This is a genomic window from Streptomyces milbemycinicus (assembly GCF_002154605.1).
Taxonomy (GTDB): Bacteria; Actinomycetota; Actinomycetes; order Streptomycetales; family Streptomycetaceae; genus Streptomyces; species Streptomyces milbemycinicus.
This window is the reverse complement of sequence record NZ_MUNE01000586.1, coordinates 1-19,088: the sequence shown is the minus strand read 5'-3', so window position 1 is coordinate 19,088 and position 19,088 is coordinate 1. Positions and strand designations below refer to the sequence as shown.

General features: G+C 68.3%; 19 protein-coding genes, 1 tRNA gene and 1 pseudogene. 9 read left to right on the top strand and 12 right to left on the bottom strand.

Annotation, left to right across the window (positions count from 1 at the left end):
• Positions 1-174 precede the first annotated feature (174 nt).
• Positions 175-1,731, top strand: a complete 1,557-nt coding sequence (locus CCN51_RS39360) for an FAD-dependent monooxygenase (RefSeq protein ID WP_014175128.1) — start codon at positions 175-177, stop codon at positions 1,729-1,731.
• 235 nt (positions 1,732-1,966) lie between these two features.
• On the opposite strand, the gene CCN51_RS39355 is transcribed toward CCN51_RS39360, so the two are convergent.
• The 4 genes from CCN51_RS39355 to CCN51_RS58335 form a co-directional block, all read right to left on the bottom strand.
• Positions 1,967-2,257 (bottom strand): hypothetical protein, encoded by a 291-nt coding sequence (locus CCN51_RS39355; protein WP_014175126.1) that lies wholly within the window; start codon positions 2,255-2,257, stop codon positions 1,967-1,969.
• A gap of 109 nt (positions 2,258-2,366) precedes the next feature.
• The gene (locus CCN51_RS39350) at positions 2,367-2,657 is read right to left on the bottom strand and encodes a hypothetical protein (RefSeq protein ID WP_014175125.1); all 291 of its coding nucleotides are present in this window, start codon (positions 2,655-2,657) and stop codon (positions 2,367-2,369) included.
• Between the two features lie 193 nt (positions 2,658-2,850).
• A complete protein-coding gene (locus CCN51_RS56120; RefSeq protein ID WP_014175124.1) occupies positions 2,851-3,018 on the bottom strand; it encodes a hypothetical protein in 168 nt (55 codons plus the stop codon).
• Positions 3,019-3,702 (bottom strand): hypothetical protein, encoded by a 684-nt coding sequence (locus tag CCN51_RS58335; protein ID WP_238545332.1) that lies wholly within the window; start codon positions 3,700-3,702, stop codon positions 3,019-3,021. It lies immediately after the preceding gene.
• A 425-nt stretch (positions 3,703-4,127) separates the two neighbouring features.
• Between CCN51_RS58335 and CCN51_RS39335 the strand changes: the two genes are divergently transcribed.
• The 3 genes from CCN51_RS39335 (at position 4,128) to CCN51_RS39325 (ending at position 6,533) form a co-directional block, all read left to right on the top strand.
• Positions 4,128-5,519 carry an NsdA family TPR-like regulatory protein gene (locus CCN51_RS39335; protein ID WP_043486446.1) on the top strand — a complete coding sequence of 464 codons (1,392 nt, stop codon included), beginning with the start codon at positions 4,128-4,130 and terminating at the stop codon, positions 5,517-5,519.
• A gap of 34 nt (positions 5,520-5,553) precedes the next feature.
• Positions 5,554-6,027: a TrmO family methyltransferase domain-containing protein gene (locus CCN51_RS39330; protein WP_014175121.1), complete on the top strand. Its 474-nt coding sequence runs from the start codon at positions 5,554-5,556 to the stop codon at positions 6,025-6,027.
• Between the two features lie 98 nt (positions 6,028-6,125).
• A complete protein-coding gene (locus tag CCN51_RS39325) occupies positions 6,126-6,533 on the top strand; it encodes a hypothetical protein (RefSeq protein ID WP_014175120.1) in 408 nt (135 codons plus the stop codon).
• Positions 6,534-6,538: 5 nt separating this feature from the next.
• Here CCN51_RS39325 and CCN51_RS39320 read toward each other — a convergent pair whose 3' ends face one another.
• The 3 genes and pseudogenes from CCN51_RS39320 to CCN51_RS39310 form a co-directional block, all read right to left on the bottom strand.
• On the bottom strand, positions 6,539-7,243 hold the full coding sequence (locus CCN51_RS39320; RefSeq protein ID WP_245881761.1) for an NUDIX hydrolase: 705 nt from the start codon (positions 7,241-7,243) through the stop codon (positions 6,539-6,541).
• A 59-nt stretch (positions 7,244-7,302) separates the two neighbouring features.
• Positions 7,303-7,416 (bottom strand): annotated as a pseudogene (locus tag CCN51_RS39315) (3-hydroxyacyl-CoA dehydrogenase family protein); the annotation flags it as partial.
• 774 nt (positions 7,417-8,190) lie between these two features.
• A tRNA-Cys gene (locus CCN51_RS39310) sits at positions 8,191-8,264 on the bottom strand.
• Positions 8,265-8,333: 69 nt separating this feature from the next.
• On the opposite strand from CCN51_RS39310, the gene CCN51_RS39305 reads away from it, so the two are divergent.
• A complete protein-coding gene (locus CCN51_RS39305) occupies positions 8,334-8,516 on the top strand; it encodes a hypothetical protein (RefSeq protein WP_063647532.1) in 183 nt (60 codons plus the stop codon).
• Here CCN51_RS39305 and CCN51_RS39300 read toward each other — a convergent pair.
• Positions 8,506-9,852, bottom strand: coding sequence for a helix-turn-helix domain-containing protein (locus tag CCN51_RS39300; RefSeq protein ID WP_078610375.1), 1,347 nt, complete (start codon positions 9,850-9,852; stop codon positions 8,506-8,508). The genes CCN51_RS39305 and CCN51_RS39300 overlap by 11 nt on opposite strands.
• A 292-nt stretch (positions 9,853-10,144) precedes the next feature.
• Between CCN51_RS39300 and CCN51_RS39295 the strand changes: the two genes are divergently transcribed.
• The 3 genes from CCN51_RS39295 to CCN51_RS39285 are packed head-to-tail and all read left to right on the top strand — an operon-like array spanning position 10,145 to position 11,904.
• The gene (locus CCN51_RS39295) at positions 10,145-10,603 is read left to right on the top strand and encodes an NUDIX domain-containing protein (protein ID WP_014175117.1); all 459 of its coding nucleotides are present in this window, start codon (positions 10,145-10,147) and stop codon (positions 10,601-10,603) included.
• Positions 10,522-11,637, top strand: coding sequence for a hypothetical protein (locus CCN51_RS39290; RefSeq protein WP_014175116.1), 1,116 nt, complete (start codon positions 10,522-10,524; stop codon positions 11,635-11,637). The genes CCN51_RS39295 and CCN51_RS39290 overlap by 82 nt, the downstream gene beginning before the upstream one ends.
• Before the next feature lie 51 nt (positions 11,638-11,688).
• A complete protein-coding gene (locus tag CCN51_RS39285; RefSeq protein WP_014175115.1) occupies positions 11,689-11,904 on the top strand; it encodes a hypothetical protein in 216 nt (71 codons plus the stop codon).
• Positions 11,905-12,835: 931 nt separating this feature from the next.
• On the opposite strand, the gene CCN51_RS55285 is transcribed toward CCN51_RS39285, so the two are convergent.
• Positions 12,836-13,540 (bottom strand): hypothetical protein, encoded by a 705-nt coding sequence (locus tag CCN51_RS55285; RefSeq protein WP_014175114.1) that lies wholly within the window; start codon positions 13,538-13,540, stop codon positions 12,836-12,838.
• Between the two features lie 90 nt (positions 13,541-13,630).
• A complete protein-coding gene (locus tag CCN51_RS39275; RefSeq protein WP_014175113.1) occupies positions 13,631-14,101 on the bottom strand; it encodes a hypothetical protein in 471 nt (156 codons plus the stop codon).
• A gap of 212 nt (positions 14,102-14,313) precedes the next feature.
• Between CCN51_RS39275 and CCN51_RS39270 the strand changes: the two genes are divergently transcribed.
• Complete coding sequence (locus tag CCN51_RS39270) at positions 14,314-15,609, top strand: tyrosine-type recombinase/integrase (RefSeq protein WP_014175112.1); 1,296 nt, start codon at positions 14,314-14,316, stop codon at positions 15,607-15,609.
• Between the two features lie 98 nt (positions 15,610-15,707).
• Here the strand turns inward: CCN51_RS39270 and CCN51_RS39265 are convergent, their stop codons facing one another.
• Together CCN51_RS39265 and CCN51_RS39260 are read right to left on the bottom strand one after the other, a co-directional pair.
• Positions 15,708-16,568 (bottom strand): 3-hydroxybutyryl-CoA dehydrogenase, encoded by an 861-nt coding sequence (locus tag CCN51_RS39265; RefSeq protein ID WP_014175111.1) that lies wholly within the window; start codon positions 16,566-16,568, stop codon positions 15,708-15,710.
• Positions 16,569-16,736: 168 nt separating this feature from the next.
• Positions 16,737-19,019: a xyloglucanase gene (locus CCN51_RS39260; RefSeq protein WP_014175110.1), complete on the bottom strand. Its 2,283-nt coding sequence runs from the start codon at positions 19,017-19,019 to the stop codon at positions 16,737-16,739.
• Positions 19,020-19,088: the final 69 nt, after the last annotated feature.

Here is a 19,088-nt window from a genome sequence, read left to right as displayed (position 1 = left end):
CGCCACCCGCCCCACCAGACCTGCCCACCGAGGCAGCCCCGAACCGGCCCACTCGTGACCGCGCGCCGTCAGATGGTCTCCCTCCTTGGAGTGCTCTGCGCGCCGGTGACGTAACCGCGGGATACCCGCGGCGTTCTCATCCCGTCCGACCGATCAGCGGTCCGGGAGGTGGGCATGCCCGCAGCAAACGCCGAGGTGCCGGTATTGATCGTCGGGGGTGGGCCGATCGGGCTGACCGCACGGGCGCTACTGGAGCGCTGGGGCGTGCGGGCATTGCTGGTCGAGAAACACGGCGAGCTGTCGCCCTTTCCCCGTGCCCGGCTGCTCAATGTGCGCTCGATGGAGATCTACCGCCAGCTCGGGCTCGCCGCCGAGATCACGGCCGATGCGTTCGCACCGGAGTTCGGCCGTATCCGCTTCCGCGACACCATCCACGACCGCGACTTCGCCACCGCGGCGATGATCGGGGTCAATGCGCCGGTGCCCGAAAGCCCCGTGATCGGTGTGGTCACCTCGCAGGACCGGTTGGAACCCACCCTGCTCGCCGCGGCGGACGCACCAGTGCGGTTCGGGGTCGAGCTCATCGAGTTGGCCGAGGAAGCCGAGAGCGTCGTGGCCCTGCTCGTCGACCACCGACGCGGTGAAGAGACCCGGATCCGTGCCCGTTATGTACTCGCCGCCGACGGGGCGAACTCCACCGTCCGGCAACGGCTGGGAATCGACACCACAGGCCCTGGAGCGATGGGGGGCTTCACCACCGTCGTGTTCGACGCCGACCTCAGCCGCTGGTGCGCCCACCAGCCGGCCGGGGTCTACTTCACCGCGCACGGACTGTTCGCCCCGCTCTACCCCGAAGGAGGGTGGGCCTGGTTCGTTCCCACCCCCGAAGACGCCACGCGCACCGACTGGCCCGAGCTCGTCTCGCGCGCCCTCAGCCCCGGCGCCGACGTACGAGCCGACGTGTCACGGGTTCAGCACTGGGTGATGAACGCGTTCGTCGCCGAACGCTTCCGCCACGGCCGGACCCTGCTGACCGGCGATGCAGCGCACGCGATCCCCATCGTCGGCGGCCTGGGCATGAACATCGGCATCGCCGATGTGCACAACCTCTGCTGGAAACTGGCGGGTGTGCTCCACGGATGGGCCGAGCCAGGCCTGTTGAGCACCTACGAGACGGAACGCCACCCGGTCGCCCACCGGACGCTCCGCCAAGCGGTGGCCAACACCAAGCTCATGCTCGACGTACAGAACCGGCGCCGCGAGCAGCTCCAAAGCAGTGAGACGGCGTCGGACCAGGTCGAACTGCCCTGGTCGGAGCGGTATTTCGCGCAACTTGGTTTGGTACTCGGCGCCACGTACCACTCCGACACCGACACCTCACCCGAGACGTCCGACACGGGCCCGGACTATGTCCCCACCCCACAGCCGGGCCATCGCATACCGCACCTCTGGCTCACACCTGACCGCTCCACGCTCGACGCCGTGGGCGAATGGTTCACCCTGCTCACCCCGGACCCAGCCCGCTGGGAGCGACACCTCACCGCACCGTGGCCGCTGCGCATCGAGCCCCTGCCCCGTGAGCACATCGACCTCTGCGAGATCGGCCCTCACGGAGCGCTGCTCATCCGCCCGGACGGTCACATCGGCGCCCGCTGGCGCGATCGCTCACCGAGCGACACCAGCCTCCACCATGCCCTCACCACCATCACCAGTGGGCATCGTCATCGCTGAGGCGCTTTCGCGCGAGTCGGGAACCCTGGACGGCCCGACCCACGGCGGACTGACCTCCAGCGGCGTGATCGTCGGCTCGCCGGGGTTCATGGCCCCCGAGTAGGTACGCGGCGAGCGTCTCAGCGCCGCCTGCGACATCTTCTCGCTGGGCTTGGTCCTTGCCTTCGCTGCCGGCGGACGCCTGCCCTTCGAGGCCCCCCGTGGGGCGCGACTTCGGACGGAGGGAGAGCGGTGGCTACGGCGTGAAACGGACGGTAACGTTCGCCCAGCCGTCCGGACTCACATACCGCCATTCGCCGACTTCGTCGGCCGAGAGCATCGCCTCGGAGTAAAGGGCCCCGACCAGGAGTTTCCAGGGCTCGTCCCGTTCGGCCACTTTTTCGTGCGCCAGATCACGCAGCGATGTGTCCGCCGCCTCGAAGATGGTCGCCCGGATATCGACGTACCGTGCCCTGTCGGCCTTTCCTGTGGTGACGCCGGATGTGCTGATGAACGTCCATTCGGCGTGCCAGGGGCCGTCTGCCATGGGGATTACTCCGGCGAAGTGCTCTCTGCCGTGACTTTGCGGTGAGTTTGGGACGACGACACGCCGTGGCGTCGGCGTGTCGTCGTCTCAAACTCACCGCAAATGACGGTCAGAGCTTCTGGTGGGTAGGTGCGGAGGCTGTGTCTCGTTGGCGTTGGGCGTGCAGTTTGGCAATGGCCCGTAGCTGCCGCCGCTCGTACGCCGTAGCGGGGCGCACCGAGACACAGTGCGACCGCCATGCGAGGCCCGTGGGGCGGGTGAGGCACACGATTGGCCCGTCGAAGTCGGTGATGGTCCCGGGCATCTCGTAACGCCGGTCGTAGACCACCATGCCGACCGCAAGGCTGGGCAGGACCTTGGTCCAGTCCCCGCCGCTCACCGCTTCCCCCTGCCACGGCATCGGGCGCACCGGAACGGGCACGGCGGCAGGTCGGCCCCCGGCGGGATGAACACGACGCCGGAGCACACGTCAAGCGCCCCGCCGTACCGCGTCCACCATCCTTCGGGAGAACCTTCGTACGGGGTGCCCGAGTACGGGTCGGCGGTGTCCGGGTCCGTGACCGTCTCGAGCGCGAACGCGTCTGCTTCCTGACTCACTTCGCCCCCCGTCCCAGATGCTGAGCGATCTGTTCGCTCAGGGCGACGGATTGCTGCCGCAGCTCTTCAAGGGTCGGGCGGTCGTCGCCGCCCTGCTGCCCGCCCTGTCCGTGCTGTCCGCCGTCCTGTCCCTGCTGCGGCGGGGACGCCGTCGGGTTGCTCATCTACGCCACCACCCTCACGCCGTGGATGACGCGCGGGCCGATGTCGATTCCGTGCACGGCCAGCCACAGCGTCCGCCGACGCCGCCGCCGCAATCGACACTCGGCACGCTGCTCCCGCTGCTGTTCGTGTGCGACGGCGTAGGGCCGGACCATGGCCGTCCCGCGGCCGTCCGGCGGACCGGAGACCGGGCGGAACGAGACGATGCAGCCCGCGCACTCCCCCGCCATGGGCCGTGCGGGCGCGTCGGGCAGGCGCGCAGGGTGCATCATCGGCGCGTTCTGGTGCCGCGTGGCGGAACGGGCGTCGGCCGAGTCGACCGCACGGTGACGACCGTGGCCGGGAAGTAACAACCGCAACAGCGTTTCGAGGATCTTCGCGCTATGTTTGCGCACGTCTTCAACCTCCATGGGGTTGAGGGCCACGGCCCCCGGACGTTCGCCGCTCCAGCAACGTCGCGGGGGTTCTTCCGTGGCGGGTGGTCTGTGTGGCCAGGCAGCACGATCATGCACACGGCGTGATCGCCAGTCATCGTGCGGTCCAGTAACCAGCTCGGAGACGACGAGCACGATGTTCTCGGCCAACGGTCCGCGGACGTTCCACAACCTCAGGAAAGCGGCGGTGATCCGGCGCATGCGGGTGACACAGGCCGGGTCCGGGTCGAAGGACACCTCGAGGGCGCGCAAGGACGAGGACTGTGGCAGCGCGTCTGCCGCAGCCCGCACGACGGCTGTGGCTGGGCTCATCGGAGGCCGGTCTCACCGTGCCACCGCGGGCCGAGGCTGCCCAGCCGTACGGCGCTTGTGACGGTGGACCTGCCAGTAGATGAGTTCATGTGGGGTGCTCCCGCTCGTCGAGTAGCTGGCCTACAAGAGCGAACCGCCTCATCGCGGTTACCGGAATGGGGTCAACGGCTCGGGGGTGGTCAAGGTGGTCAAAGATCATTCGCAGTGAAGTAGGCACTCCGGCGATTCGGGGTGACTTTCCGGCACTTGCAGGACAGAGGCGAGTAGTTGAGCACTACGTTGGATCTGTGGCCCGTCTGGGCTCCTGCCGAGTGCAGGTTGGTCAACGTGGTCAAAGATCGGCTTCAGCGGTTGGGGGCGCAACGATGGCACGCGAGCGGAACGAGAAGTTAGCCGCACTGTTGGAGGAAGCGCGCTGGTCACGGGCCCAGGCCGCCGCTGCGTACAACCGAGTCGCCGCGGAGACGCTGAACGGCGAGGTGCGGGAGAACTCCAAGATCGGGCGATCCCACGTGAGCATGTGGGTCTCCGGAGTCCAGCCGCAGGGCGTTGCGCCCGCTATCTTGTGCCAAGCACTGTCCCGGCGTTTGAAGCGTGAAATCACGCCAGAAGAGGTCGGGTTCACAGTTTCCACCTCGCCAGCGCAGGGGGCGCTGGACTGGCGCGTCGATCCGTTGATCGCGCTGAACGACTTGGGGAGTGGCGTGGACGCGGACCGGCGTCGTCTGCTGACCGGCGGGGTGTATTCCGCGGCGGCCCTGATACTGCCGGACGAGACGTGGTGGACCGCCATGGCGCAGCCTCCGGCCGAGGAACCCGCGGCCGGGAAGCGTGTCGGTGATGGAGACGTGGCGACCGTACGGGAGCTCACCCAGGCGTTTTCCCGTATGGACCAACGGCGCGGAGGTGGCCATGGCCGGCGCGCCGTGGACGAGTATCTGAAGTCCGAAGTGCTCGACTTCCTTCGGGGCCGATTTGCCAACGACGAGACGCGACGGGCGATGTTCGCTGCCTCAGCGGAACTTGCCTACCTGTCAGGGTGGATGGCGTTCGACAATAGCGAGCACGCGGTGGCGCTCAGCCGCTTCAACACCGCGGTGAAGCTAGCGGCCCGGTCCGGTGACGCGCCACTGAGCGGTCATATCCTCCGTGCGATGGCGCACCAGGCTCTCGATCTGGGCTTTCGCAGCGAAGCCCTCAAGATTGCTCAGGCGTCGGTGCACGGAGATCGGTACGCCGCCGCTACGCCCCGTGAGCGTGCGCTCCTCGGCGTTGTTCACGCTCGTACCCTCGCCGCGGACGGCCAGAAGCAGGCGGCGGCACGGGCGCTGCTGAGCGCTGAGGACGACCTGTCGAACGCGCGGGATGGAATCAGGGAACCGGACCGAACCTTCTTCTTCGGTGAGGCGTCCTTGGCGCACGAGACCGCATGCACTCTGCGGGATCTTGGTGACCACCAGCGGGCAGTGAAGGAGTTCCGGCGCTCCGTCCGTACGCGCGGGGCCGCGTTCCGACGTACCCACGCGGTAACCCTCGGGTACATGGGCGCGACGCAGATCGCACAGGGCGGAATTGAAGAAGCCTGCGCTACCTGGACCAGCGTTCTGGACGCGATGGAGGACGGGATCTATTCGGGACGGGCGCGGCAGACAGTCGTTGACATGCGGAAACTGCTGTCGCCATTCCGGAAGCGCGGCATCCCTGCGGTGGGCGCGCTTGACGCCCGCGCGACCGTGTACCTTGCCCAAGTAGATTGATCACGCGGGTCGTTGGATCGGAGAAGGGCTGGCCATGGCTTTGAAGATCAAACCGATCGGGGAAGTCGTCGAAGGTCGAGCCGAGGTCGCCGATGATTACTGGGGTGGCGTCGAGTCGGTAATCCAGCTCGACGAGTCAGAGTTCCCCCTGGACTCCGTGCAGGGCCTGGAAGAGTTCTCCCACCTGGTGGTCGTGTGGCACTTCGACCAGGCATCCCCGAGCGACGTCGAGTACCACGCTCGCAGCCCGCGCGGGAACACCCAGTGGCCGGCAACAGGAACGTTTGCCCATCGCAACCACCGGCGTCCCAACCAGCTCGCGCAGAGCTTTCCCCGACTGATCAAGGTCGACGGGCTCAGGTTGCACGTGACCGATCTGGACGCCGTGGTCGGCACGAAGATCTACGACCTGTCGTCCTACTTCGAGGAGATGGGCCCGCGAGGAACGATCCGTGAGCCCGCATGGCCTGGCGAAATGCTGACAGACTACTGGGCCAAGAAGTCCTGACTTCGTCGGCTACGACGCCCCGGAGGCCGGGAGAATGGCCAGACCGTCCTGGTAGACGATGGCGGCGACCGGGCGCATACCGAGCACTTCGTAGCGCAGTGGCCGATGAGCGGGCTGAGGTCCTGAGTGCGCGCTCATCGGCCAACGGCATCGACCCAAGCGCGTCCCTCGCCGCTGCCGCGTTGCTCGGGTTCAACTCACATCTCCTTGACGAGCCCTGGTTCACCCCCGAGGAGTGGGAACCGAGGAAGGTGCACGTCACCCATCACGCCGACGGCGTGGTGACGGTGGTGCGTGTCGCTTACGGCTACCCGGACGGCCGGATCGACTTTCACACCACCATCGGGACGAGCGCGGGCCTGCACGTCTTCGACGAACGCTATGACTTCACGCTGCACCCTGAGGGCGCCATGGTCCAGGCGTTCCAAGCGGCCGGGTTCATCGAGGTACGTAAAGAGGCCGTGCCCAAGTTCAGGCGTGGCCTTTGGGCGGCTCGTAAGCCGTAGCAGGATCAGTTCTTGGCAGCTCGGCGCACCTCATAGGCGACGCGGTACAGTGCGGCCAGGTGGTGTTCGCCATTCTCCTCCAGGCGCTTTACGGCCCTCTGGATGGGGAGGATCGAGACTTCCAGGATCGATTCCATCTCGACGCCGCCGTCATCATCTGACGACCCCGTGATGGTGACATCTGCCCAACCAAGCGCGATGGCGAAGTCAGGGTGCGGCAGCCACGGCCGGTAGGCGACTTCGGCCGTGGTCGAGCTGTCCCACTGACCGAAGAGTTCAAAGCGGGTGGCCTCGCCGCCGATCTCCTCCGCCAGCTCCCGGGTGACAGCCGTCTCGATGGCTTCGCCTTCCAGCAGGGTGCCGCCGGACGGTCCCCAGCCGGATTCCTTGGCATGCAGCAGAACGACCCGGTCCCCGACGAACGGCACGACGTGCACGTTGCTGGTGTAGTCACCGGGTGGAACCTCGTCCTTGAAGTACGAGGTCACAGCGCGCCACTTGTACGGGGTCTTGAGGGTGGCGAACGCGTCCTCAAGGTTGGTGCGTACGGCGGGTGACAAATCGAGACTCATCCTGCTCCCATTCTGCCGAAATAGGCGCACTTCGCCAAGATTGCCAGATTTCTGGACAAGTGGCAGCGGTGTAGCTGAGCGGCCATACCGAACTGGCGTGCGAGGCTGGTTCGAGACAACCAACTGTGCACCTGTCACGGGCTGTTGGCTACGGTGGCCTAACCGGCGTTCCCCGCTTGGACGGGAGACCGCGCGGATCAGGCGTACTCGTAGAAGCTCGACCCCGTCTTACGGCCCAGCCGCCCCGCGTCGACCATGCGCAGCAGCAGCGGCGGCGGGGCGTACAGGGGCTCCTTGTGCTCGGCGTACAGACAGCCTTCAGGATGCCCGCCTGGCGGTCATTCGAAAGATGCCGTCTGACCAGCAGCGGAACATCTTTCATTACCTTTCACTGACTCTCGTTTTCTCTCTCCACGGCACTCCCTGAGCGCTCCCTCGCCGCGCCCGCTCCCTAGAAACTCCCTGGGCGATCGGAGCTGTAAGGCGCGCAGAACTGGGAAGGCCACCCCGCGTCTTGCGATGCGGGGCGGCCGTGAGCCCGGCCGAGGGGGCGCTTCCCACAGCTGCATCCCCGGCCGGGAGCCTGGGGCACCTCAGCGGTGCCTCTTGCGCCCGACGGATAGATCACGACCGCGACGCAATATCCACGTCTGCGACTACCAGCCGGTACCTGTTACTCAAGATCGCCAAATGTACGGCGGACGATACAGACAAGCGATCTTGATCCGTCCAGCGTGGCCGAGTGCCATCCGTCCCGCCGCCCGACTGGATCCTCGCTCGCCGTAGGGCGGTCGGCGTGCGCATCCGCGAGCTGCGGATCTGGCGCAACCCTCACCCAGGAGAAGCTGGGCGAGAAGGCCGACATGGACCGCTAGGCCATGAACCGCATCGAGAACGGCCACCAGTCGCCGGGCCTCGACAGCCTCATCCGGATCGCTGACGCCCTTGACGTGGAATGCAGAACTCGGTGCGGTGGTTCACCGGCTGGTTATATTCAGATTGGCGCACGGGTCTCTCCATCTACTGAACTGGCCCCGCGCCTGCGGCCAGGTTACGGGATGTGTGCGACAAGCAGCCGTGCGCCCGTGCGGGGGCGGAGATTCGAACCCGCGACCACCGGAATGCTCCGGCTGCTCTGAGCTGGCCGAGCTACCCCGCGACGGGCGCGTGCACCGTCCAGTATGGCCGTGACCCCGTCCACATCCACCTGCAGACGGTTGGCCGGCGCATGGACGAGGCGCACCTGTGGACGCTCATCGAGGACCAGGACAAGCGCGAACCGCTCATCACCCGCGGCGAGACGCGGGCCGTGGTGCAGCTGCTCCGCCGACTCGGCGAGCAGGGAGGCGAGGGGGCTGACGTCGCGGCCGAGCTGGCCGCGCGCATCGCCCGGCGACTCCCTATCGAGTGAGGACGCCAGCGCGGGCAGCGAGGCCACGAAGCCCCGGCGTCGTACGGCCGGAGACCAGCAACCCGGAGATCAACGTCTTCACCGCTGGCCGTGCGTGGGTCTCCTCGGGGGCCTGGTGCTCGGCGGCCAACAGCGCGTCAATGCACTGGTCGCGGCGCCCCCACCGGGCGTAAGCGGTGGCGACATCGACGTGGAATCGGGCCCGGCGCTCGATGGTGGGGAGCGCGAGCGGCGCGAGCTTGTTGGCGGCGGCGATGGCGGCGGAGGGGTCGCCGGCGCGGTCCTCGGCAGAGACCAGGTGGAGCTGAACGGTGGCACTGCTGAACCCACCACAGTCTCGCAGCCGAGTGCCGCCGAGTTCGTCGGCGATGGCGGCGGCCTCCGCGGTCAGCTTGCGCATGTCGGCCTGGTCGCGGTCGCGGCCGGCTGTGTAGGCGGCCGACTGGATCAGCAGGCCGCGGGCGGCCGCGCCCTCGGGTCCTGCGTCCCGCAGGGCTGGCGCGTCGGCGGCGCAGAGGGCGATCGACATGGCCTGGTCGTTCCAGCCAGCTCGACGGGCCAGCACGGCGAGTTGCCGGGCTGCCTCGGCGATCGCCAGCGGGTCGCCGGCGACCTCGGCGAGTTGCCGGGCGCGGTCTGCGGCCATCCAACCGAGCTGCTGGTCCTCAAGCTTCACCAGGACTCGGGTGGCCAGCAGGTAGCTCTGAGCCAGCACGCCGCCGGCTGCCGGGCTATCGGGCGCGGCGTGGGCCGCGCTCAGGAGGCGGGGCAGCCGCACGGAAAGGCTGCTGTACCGGCAGGTGTGGGCGTCGGCGGCGGCCCGCGCCAGTTCCCCATGCAGGTCGGGTGCGGACGGGGTACCAGTCGCCGGGTGGAGGCCGAGCATGGCGTCCCGCAGGCGGCCGACGAGCACGTCGCCGAGCGGGGCTTCGCGCACCGGGGTACTGGCCGCCGCGGCTGCCGTGAGCGTCAGGGCGAGCATCTGCCGTCGTTGCATCGCGTCCTCCCCGCTGTCGGCCCGGGTTGTCTCCGACACCCTAGGGGCCGGGAGGCGCGGGTAGGCGGTGGTCGGCGAGGAAGGGTGACTGTGTCTGGTGCCCGGTTCGGGGGAGAGGCCCAGGGCCTGGGGCGGGATACCAAGGGCGGCCGCGAACCGGCGCAGCACCATCACATCGGTCAAGGGCGAGATGCCGCGCTCGTAACGGGAGACCTGCGCCGTGGAATAGCCGGTGAGCTGCCCGAGCTGGCACAGCGTCATCCGCTGCTCCTGGCGGGCGCGGCGTACGAGGCCGCCGGGGGTGTCTGCGGGGGCTGCCCGTACGCTGCTCGGATCCATCGCACCGTCCCGGTGGTGAGGCTCGCCGACCCCTCAGCGTAGGGACATCTCGGGCGTGATCGGGCGGTTTTGCATGAGATGCAAAGCCGTTTGCGTCCGGTGAAAGCGGCGTGGCCGCGCGGGCCGCGGGTGCGGTGCTCTTGTACCGCAGCAACTGAAGCCCGGTTTGACACCTGTCTCTACCAGGCCCCGTAGCGGATACGCAGTGTGTTTGGACAGTCACGGAAGATGCGCCATCGTGGCGGGTCCGCGGTCGCATCGGTGCGACCCATCTCCTTGAGAGAGGCACGACATGAAGCGACTCGTCGCCCGCCTGTGGCGGATCATCCGGGGCCCGATGCAGTGGCGCGTCCTGTGGCTGGCGCACGCGAAGTTCATGGTCGGTGTGACCGGCGTAGTCCGGGACGACGCAGGCCGTGTCCTGCTCCTGCGGCACCGTATGTGGCCCGAGGGCCGCCAGTGGGGCCTGCCCACCGGCTACGCCGTCAAGGGCGAGGAGTTCGCCCAGACCGTGGTCCGGGAGGCGCGGGAGGAGACCGGCCTGGAGGTCAAGCCCGGCCGTCTGGTGCAGCTCACCAGCGGCTACAAGCTGCGCATCGAAGTCGCCTACGAGGCCGTACTCGTCGGCGGCGAACTGAAGATCGACAGCTTCGAGATCCTGGAGGCGAAATGGTTCTCGCCGAACGAACTGCCCGACGGGATGCAGGAGTCGCACCGGCTCCTGATCCTGGGCGAGGAACCGAACGGCTGACGCGGCCGGTCGGCATCAGCCCGCGGCTGCTGGCTCCGAACGAGCACCTGGCCGGCACGACCGGTGTCGGCCAGCTGCTGGAGCGCCTGGCCGAGCTGCGCGCGACGACGGCCAGCCTGACCGAGCAGCACCCGACGGTTAGTTTCCGGCCGCTCCCGCAGGCCCTGCGGCGGTGGGAGGCGGCCGGGTCGGACCTGTTCCGGTACGGGCTGGCGATCTTACGGCCTCGGTACGCCGCACTGGGCCTGTCGCGGACGTTGCCGCTGGACCGGGTGCTCCTTGGCGTCCAGTCCAGCGAGGCCGGGGCGTTCGGGGGCTTCCACCACCCGAACCAGGGGTACCGCCATCTCCAGATGTACGCCGTGATCACCACCCTGGGGCCCATGGCCATCGGCCAGCTTGAGTGCCCCGACCTGGCCGCGCTGGACCTGCTGCGCGCATATGCCCACGACTGCCTGCACTACGGCTCGTACCGCAGCTACAAGCTGCGCGGCGACGAAGTGATCCGCACCCAGTACGGCCTCAACTTTCGCAGGCACGACGGCCGCACGTACTCCGCCCCCGACCTGGCTGGATCCCCCACCACCCGGAACCTCGGGATCGTCATGGAAGGCGCATGTGACCGCGAGGCCCGGACCATCGCACGGGCCGCGGCGCAGCAGTGCGGCGTGATCGAGCCGGGCGATGCCGTCCACCGGTACGTGTTCCGGGACATCACCGGGCGCCTGACGGTGGAGGACACCCACGACCTGGCCCGTGCCGAGGTGCGCGCCGCGGCGGCGCCGAGCGCGGCCGCGGAGGCGTTCCTGAAGTCCCTGGGCGGCTTTGAGCGGGCCATTGATGCGAGGTACGAGCGGTTCCTCGCTGAGGTCGGCCGCGACGAGGCGGAGGACCTGCACGCCACCGTACTCACGTCCATGATCACGGGGGTGTTGACTCCCCTGTGCGAGTGGCTGCGGCAGAGGCGCGGGCCGCGGGCGTTCGAGGCTCTGTTCCTGTCCCCGGCGTACTTCGGCCCGGTCCGCAGGACCTGACTCTGGAAGCCCTGGGATGCGCGTGCCTGGTGGCCGCCGCACGCTGGACTCATGGCCGGGGTGCCGCGTGTGGTCGTCCAGCCGCTGTCGCCGAGCGGCGGCCGGCGGGTGCGTGTGGACGGCACGATCCTGGGCACGGCGTACGGGATCAGGATCAGCGATCTGCTGGAGTTCCTGCGCCGTGCCGGCCTGGAGGACGTGGAGTCCCTGGATCTGGAGACGTCGCCCCTGATCGAGTGGCGCGGCGGCGGGCCGGATGTCTGGTGACCAGTCTCGTCGTCACTCTTCTACTGGTCGATTCGGGCTGGGCACCGCACCCAGGAACATGAACTGCTCGCCGTCCGCAACCCCTCTCGCTGGCGGGTTGCAGGTTCGTCAGGGAGGGGAAGTAACCGAATGCTGAACGGTCACCGACGTCATCAACGCCACTCCTGCGGAGATCAAAATCGCGTGGCCGAACACCCGATCACCCGAAATTGAATAACCCGCTAACGTTATTGGCTAATTAACTAATCGACGGCCGATTGGTCAATCGATCGGCATTTCTGGTGTTAGCCGAAAGTGGCGGCGCTTGTCGCTCGTTTCGCGAAACCCAGCCAGTGCCCTCCGGTGAAGCAGGTTCACCCGTTAGAGTGACGCCAATTCATTTCTGCGGTCACAAGGTGAACCTCTGTCTGATCAGTCTGCGACCGAGCGACTTGCGCGCCGTGATGATCAGATGGCAGACTGCCCCCAAGACCCAGGTGCCCCCTTCAGGGGGCGAACTGGGTCTTCGTGCTGTTGGAGCCCTGTACCTCGCCTGGAGGGGTACAGGGCTTCTTGCGTCCGCAGGGGGCCTGGCCAGGGCCCGCTCTGTCCGCTTCCCAACGTCACGGAGCGGGCCCCTTACATCGAGAGGTGCCCGTGAACGGACACATCGACTTAGTTGCCATTGTGCTACTCCTGGTGGGCGGAGTCACGGCCTACGCTGCTTACAAAAACCCCAACCTTGGGGCGGCGCTACTCACGGGCGCAGGAGTAATAACGGTTGTCTATCTGCTGATGAACTCCCGAGACGACTCAGGGGAACGCTGAGGATTCACACGCATTCCCCACCTCTGGGTAATTGAAGTCCGGGGGTGCTGCTCCGCAAAGTGGCACCCCTCGGCTTCAACCTTGCCCGTCGCATAGCAGAATCCCCACACGTGCTACGCGGCAGTCAGCTCCTCTTCGGATGGATGCCAGGAGCGACCGCAGCCTTCGCACCACACGACCGGCGGTTCGCCGTCGCCGCCGTGGACCTCCAGCTGCCCGCGGCACACGGGGCACGGCCGGTTGACGGCGGTACGGCGGTACGGCGGCGTGCGGTGCCGAGGGCGCGGTCGACACGGTCCGCAGTGGTGGCGGCGATGGCGGTGATGCGGTGCCGCCAGCCGTCAGTCAGCCGGTCGAACGGGCCGGGCTGGCCGTGGAGGCGCGCGGCGAGCCAGGCGGCGGCGTACGGGGCGCTCCGCTGCCCGGTGTACCGCCAGCGGCGAAGGCCGCGGGCATCGGCGGCGGCAAGCTGGTTACGGCGGGCACGGTCGGCGGCCGGCCAGTCGCGCGGGGCGTAGGACATTGGGGAGCGCTGGATGAGGGCGGCGGTTTGGTCGGCAAGTTCGACGAGGTCCTGCTCGATGGCGCGCATGGTGTCGTAGATGCCGAGGTCGAGGGGTACGGGCCGGTTGCCGGGAGCGTCGGGGGCGGTGTCGAGGCGTTCGGCGGTGTGTGCGGCGCGTTCGTCGTCGTGGACGAGGTGGACGATGCCCATGACGGGTGGCCAGGTGGTGGTCTGGCGGGCGCTGAGGGCGTCTTGGAGGTCGGCCCACCTGTTGATGATGGTCTGGAGGTGTTCGGTGGGGTTGGCGCTGGTGGCGGGGATCATCGCGGGCTCCTGGTGGTGCGTGGGTTACGGTGATCTCGCCGTGTGGGGCGCCCTGGCCTGGCCGGACTGGTAGGGCGCCCCTCGTGCTGTTCAGAGACGGTCGGCTGCGAGCCGCTGGACGTGCTGCTGCATCCGCTCGTACTTCTGCTCGGTGCTGTGACCGTCCCACTGGGCGCGCGGGTCGCTGGTGGAGACGTGCTCGACGTGGGCGAAGAGGCCGACGTCGCGGGGCGCGATGTGCCAGCTCATTTGCCAGCCGCCGACGAGGAGGTAGAGCAGTTGCCAGCCGAGCTCGTCGATGTCGGCCGCGGTGGTGATGACGGCGTTGGCGGGGTGCAGCGCGCTGATCCAGGCGAGGAGGTGGGCGCGTTCGCGGTACGCCTCGTCGCGCTCGGCCTCGGCGCGCTCGGCGCGATTCCGCAGCGTCGCTGTGCGTCGGGTCATCAGTTCCTTGGTGCGGGCGGTGACGTCGTCGGCGATGTCGGCGCGCTTGATCGCCTCCGCGTACTGCTCGCCCGGCGCGTTGTCCTGGCTTGTCCGGGCAGTGTCCGCGCTGGTCATCGTGGTGCCCGTCTCCGTGTCCGGGGTGCTGTCCGGACTGTCCGTCCGGCTGTCCGGGGTGGTCGGGATGATGTGGGCGGCGATGGCGGCGATGTTGCGCGGGTCGTCGACGATGAGGCTGGTGCCCTCGGTGCGGCAGTGCTCCCAGATGGCGGCGGCTGAAGTCGAAGGTCTTCAACCACATCGTCGATACGCCGCTCGGCCGGCTGCCGATGAACGTCATCGGCGACGACCACCTGCGCGACTGGAAGAAGGAGCTGAAGTCTCGGGGCCTGGCGGACTCCACCATCGAGGTGATCTGGAACCACCTCAGCTCCATCTTCAAGGCCGCAGCCACCCAAAAGCGGATCGCCCGGAATCCCTGCCGCGAGGCCGACGACGACGTGCGCCCGGAAGGCCCCGGTGAGACGAAGGCTCGCGCATGGACTCCGGAGGAGGCGCACGGTATCCGCGAGGCGATGCCGCGCCGGTACCAGATAGTCCCGGACCTGGGCATGCACTCGGGGCAGCGGCAAGCCGAGGCATTCGGGTTCAGCCCGGATGACGTCGACAGAGACCGCATGGTCATTCACCTCCGGCGCCAACTCCTGTGGGAGAACGGCACCAAGCCCTACTTCAAGCTGCCGAAGGGGAACAAAGAGCGCACCGTCTCGTTGTCATCAGGGCTGCTGATCAAGATCGATGCGCACGAGGCCGAGTTCCCTGCAGTGACTGTCACCCTTCCATGGAAGGGGCCGGGCAACGGCGGCCGGAAGACGGCCACCGTGCGCCTGCTGGCGACCACGGCCTTCGAGAACCGGATCAACCCGTCGAGTTACAACAACCACATCATGAAACCGGCGCTGGTCGCGGTCGGCCTCATCGCCCCCCGAGAGGAAGGGACGACGTGGGGTTGGGAGGACTCTCGAGAGAAGATGCACCACCGGTGGCGCCACACTTACGCCAGCGTTCAACTTGCCGCTGGCGAGGACCCGGTGTCGCTCTCCCACTGGATGGGGCACGCTTCGCCCGACATCACCCTCAAGGTCTACGCACACTTCATGCCCGACCGGGGGATGCGGGGACGGACCGCGGTGGACAACTGGCTGGAGGCCGCCACTGTGCTACGGCCGACCACGGAGTTGGCAGCCGTGGAGCCGCTGGCATTTGAGGAGTTCGCCCCCCTCACGCTGCCGGTGGCTGCACAGTCGATGGAACTCCTCGTCCAGGGGGCGTGCTTCGGCAGCACGTGGGTGGTCTGTGCCCGCATGCCGCCGGCGGTGCCGCTCCTCGGTGAGATCCGCACCGAACCGAGCGCGGAGCCGGACCGCGCCCTGGCTGCAGGGCTTGCATGGTTGACGCACCACTGCGAGCGCCTTGGCCTGGCGGTGGTCTGCGCTGAGAACCTAAGCGGTCAGTACCCTGTCAGCGTCCGGTCGTACCAGGTGCTCGGGCGGGTCACAGTCGCTGTGGCAAGCGGGATGCGTGAACTCCCGCCGAAACCCCCTGAGAACTCCCTGGCGGCATAAATGATCACTCGGGGCCGGTGTCCGACTTGCGGATAGCGGCCCCTGCTGATGCCCGTCGGTACCTGCCGGTGATCGCTTACCGTAGGTGTTAGCGCTGGTCAGGCGTACTCGTAGAAGCCCGACCCCGCCTTACGGCCCAGCCGCCCCGCGTCGACCATGCGCAGCAGCAGCGGCGGCGGGGCGTACAGGGGCTCCTTGTACTCGGCGTACATCGAGTCGGCGATCGCCGCGATCGTGTCCAGGCCGATCAGGTCGGAGAGCTTGAGCGGGCCCATGGGGTGGGCGCAGCCGAGTTCCATGCCGTTGTCGATGTCCTCGCGGCTCGCGATGCCGGATTCGAACATACGGATGGCCGAGAGCAGATACGGGATCAGCAGCGCGTTGACGACGAAGCCGGAGCGGTCCTGGGCGCGGATGGCGTGTTTGCCGAGGATGTCGTGGACCAGGGCCTCGGCGCGCTTGATGGTCTCGTCGCCGGTGGTGAGGGCCGGGATCAGCTCGACGAGCTGCTGGACCGGGGCCGGGTTGAAGAAGTGGATGCCGATGACGTGGTCGGGGCGGGAGGTGGCGACGGCCAGTTTGACCAGGGGGATGGAGGAGGTGTTCGAGGCCAGGATGGCGTCGGGGCGGGTCACGACCTGGTCGAGAACCTGGAAGATCTCGGTCTTGACCTGCTCGTTCTCCACGACCGCCTCGATGACCAGATCGCGGTCGGCGAACTCGCCGAGGTCGGTGGTGAAGCTCAGCCGGCCCAGCGTGGCGTCGCGCTCCGCCTCGGTGATCTTGCCGCGCTCGGCGGCCTTGCCGAGGGAGTTGGTCAGCCGGGTACGGCCCAGCTCCAGGGCCTCACCGGTGGTCTCCGCGACCTTGACCTCCAGGCCGGAACGGGCGCATACCTCCGCGATGCCCGCGCCCATCTGGCCGCAGCCCACCACTCCGACGCGTTCGATGTCGGTCACCTCGTGCCTTTCCGCTGATCTGCAGGTCGTCCCAGACGTTACCTGCCGGTCGGGTCCGGTGGGTGGGCCGGGGGCCGGAACCTTGCGGTCCGGACCCCGGCCCGGGGTCTCGACCGGGATCTCAAGTGGGCGGGCGGCGGGCTCCGTTGGAGCGAACCGTGCCTGCGGTCACGTCGAGTCGCCGCGCAGGATGCCACGTCCGTTCGTGCTCACGTACACCCGCCCGTAGACCCGCGGGTCGCCGGTGATCGCGCCGCCGGTCCAGGCCCATTGGTGTGTGTTGTCGTTGATCCGCACCCAGCTCGCCCCGGCGTCCGTGGAGCGGAAGATTCCGCGGGTGCCGCCGATCTTGGCGCTGGTGTAGAGGGTCTGGTACGAGGCGCCGGGGGCGGCCTTGCCGAAGCCGATGGTGTCGGCCTGCTGGACGTTCGACAGCTTGGTGAAGGTCGCGCCGGAGTCGGTGGAGTGCCACAGCCCGTACGTCCCGTTCACGGAGCCGCCGGCGAGCCAGATGTCGCCCTCGGTGCCCGGCAGGGCCTTGAAGCGCACCGGGCCGTCGGTGGGCAGGCCGGTGGCGGCCTTGGCGGTGAAGGTGGCGCCGCCGTCGGTGCTCACATAGAACGTGCCGGACTTGAAGCCGTAGAACTTCTTCGGGTTCTTGCGGTCGGATTCGACGACCGCCCCGGCCGGGATGCCGCTGGACGCGGTCCAGGAGTTGCCGAAGCCGACGGTGTAGTAGACGGAGGAGGTGCCCTCGGGGCTCCAGACGAAGCCGCTGCCGTCGGCCGCCGCGGCCACCGTGCCGCCGCCGGTGACCCCGGAGGGCTCGCTGCCCTGCCACCAGTTGGCGCCGTTGTCGGTGGAGAAGGCGATCCGGGGCGCGGCGTCGTTGTTGCCGACCCGCACCACCGTGTTCGGGTTGGTCTCGGCGTAGTCCAGGCTGGTGGTCGTGGTGAAGCTGGGCGAGGTGAACATCTTGGTGGGGACCGCGTCGAGGTCGGTGTGGCGGAAGCCGCCGATGTCCCCCAGGGCGCTGAGCAGCGGGGCGCCGGAGGGCGGGCTGGCCAGGTCGTTGACCGCGGTCTCCTCCAGGCCCTTGACCATCGGCGTGATCTTGATCTGGCCGCCGGAGTCCCAGGTGGAGAGGTTTTCGGTGCCGTAGACGGTGGCGCCGGTGCCGTACATCAGCCGGTTGGAGTCGAACGGGTCGATCTCCAGGGCCTCGGTCATCCAGCCCAGCTTCGGGGTGACCTCGGGCGGGGACGGGTTGGTGCCGAAGGTCAGCCAGGGGACGGACGAGACGTCCTGGGTGTAGCGGAAGGAGCGGTTGGGGTAGCTGGTGAAGTCCCAGGCGCGGGTCCAGGTGGCGCCGGAGTCGGTGGAGCGGAAGATCTGGGTGTCCGGCCACCAGGAGCTGTAGCCGGTCGCCATCAGCGTGCCGGGCTTCTGGCGGTCCACTGTCAGCCCGCTGTAGCCGAAGTAGGTGTCGGCGTCCGTCATCGGGCTGATGTTCTTCCATTCGCCGGTGGCCGTGGCGTACCGCCACACCTGGCCCTTCTCGCCGTCGTACGGGCCGCCCTTGTCGCTCGTGGTGATGTAGAGGTAGCCGGATCTGGAGTCCAGGACGCCCTTGTGGGAGAGGTAGCCGGTCGGCTGTCCGTCCACCCGCGACCAGGTGGCGCCGGCGTCGGTCGAGCGGTAGACGGTGTTCTGCTTGTCGGCCACGCCGGCGTAGATGGTCTTGGTCGCGGTGCCCGACGAGCCCGTGCGCTCGTCGAAGGTCACCCACACCACGCCCTGGTTGTCGCTCAGATAGCCGCTGGAGTCGCTGGGGTCCTGGGCGTAGTTGCCCGCGTTGGGGAAGGCCGTCACCTTCGACCAGGTGGCGCCGGAGTCGATGGAGCGCCACAGGCCGTTGCCGCTGGGCGCGCCGAAGTACAGCACGCTGTTCTTGTTCGGGTCGACCGCCAGCCGCTCGCCCATGCCGCGGCCGGGCATGTTGCCGCCGACCTTGAAGGGGAGGGTGGTGGTCTGCCAGGTGGCGCCGCGGTCGGAGGAGCGCAGGATCGCGCCGTTGGTCGGGTCCCAGCTGTTGGTGTACGTGCCGACGGCCGCGTACACCTTGTTCGGCTCGACCGGGTCGCTGGCCAGGCTCGCCACCCCGCTCCAGCCCCAGCGGTCCCAGTCCACCCAGTCCAGCAGCGGCACCCACTGCTTACCTGACTGGTCCCAGCGGTACGCCCCGCCGATGTCGGTGCGGGCGTAGGCGAGGTTCTTCTCCTTGCGGTTGAAGATGATGCCGGGGACGAAGCCGCCGCCGTCGACGCGGACGTTCTTCCAGGTGGCGGCGGCCAGGCCGGCGGTGGGTTTGCTCGGGGTGTCGTCGGGGCGGGCGGCGGCCGGGGCGGCGGCCGCGGTCAGTAATCCGCCGACGAGCGCCAGCGCGGCCATGAGCGCGCCGAGTGGTCTTCTCCTGCCATGAAAACGCACGGGAACTTCCTCTCCGGGCATCCGCCGCGG

Bases quoted from the DNA above. Each gene is read 5' to 3' on its own strand.
- CCN51_RS39305 (WP_063647532.1), top strand. From the start codon at position 8,334: ATGGACGAGGCGCACCTGTGGACGCTCATCGAGGACCAGGACAAGCGC.
- CCN51_RS39270 (WP_014175112.1), top strand. From the start codon at position 14,314: ATGAACGTCATCGGCGACGACCACCTGCGCGACTGGAAGAAGGAGCTG.
- CCN51_RS39360 (WP_014175128.1), top strand. From the start codon at position 175: ATGCCCGCAGCAAACGCCGAGGTGCCGGTATTGATCGTCGGGGGTGGG.
- CCN51_RS55285 (WP_014175114.1), bottom strand. From the start codon at position 13,540: ATGATCCCCGCCACCAGCGCCAACCCCACCGAACACCTCCAGACCATC.
- CCN51_RS39330 (WP_014175121.1), top strand. From the start codon at position 5,554: ATGGCTTTGAAGATCAAACCGATCGGGGAAGTCGTCGAAGGTCGAGCC.
- CCN51_RS39295 (WP_014175117.1), top strand. From the start codon at position 10,145: ATGAAGCGACTCGTCGCCCGCCTGTGGCGGATCATCCGGGGCCCGATG.
- CCN51_RS39355 (WP_014175126.1), bottom strand. From the start codon at position 2,257: ATGGCAGACGGCCCCTGGCACGCCGAATGGACGTTCATCAGCACATCC.
- CCN51_RS39275 (WP_014175113.1), bottom strand. From the start codon at position 14,101: ATGACCAGCGCGGACACTGCCCGGACAAGCCAGGACAACGCGCCGGGC.
- CCN51_RS56120 (WP_014175124.1), bottom strand. From the start codon at position 3,018: ATGAGCAACCCGACGGCGTCCCCGCCGCAGCAGGGACAGGACGGCGGA.
- CCN51_RS39350 (WP_014175125.1), bottom strand. From the start codon at position 2,657: ATGCCGTGGCAGGGGGAAGCGGTGAGCGGCGGGGACTGGACCAAGGTC.
- CCN51_RS39285 (WP_014175115.1), top strand. From the start codon at position 11,689: ATGGCCGGGGTGCCGCGTGTGGTCGTCCAGCCGCTGTCGCCGAGCGGC.
- CCN51_RS39335 (WP_043486446.1), top strand. From the start codon at position 4,128: ATGGCACGCGAGCGGAACGAGAAGTTAGCCGCACTGTTGGAGGAAGCG.
- CCN51_RS39290 (WP_014175116.1), top strand. From the start codon at position 10,522: ATGGTTCTCGCCGAACGAACTGCCCGACGGGATGCAGGAGTCGCACCG.
- CCN51_RS39260 (WP_014175110.1), bottom strand. From the start codon at position 19,019: ATGGCCGCGCTGGCGCTCGTCGGCGGATTACTGACCGCGGCCGCCGCC.
- CCN51_RS39300 (WP_078610375.1), bottom strand. From the start codon at position 9,852: ATGGATCCGAGCAGCGTACGGGCAGCCCCCGCAGACACCCCCGGCGGC.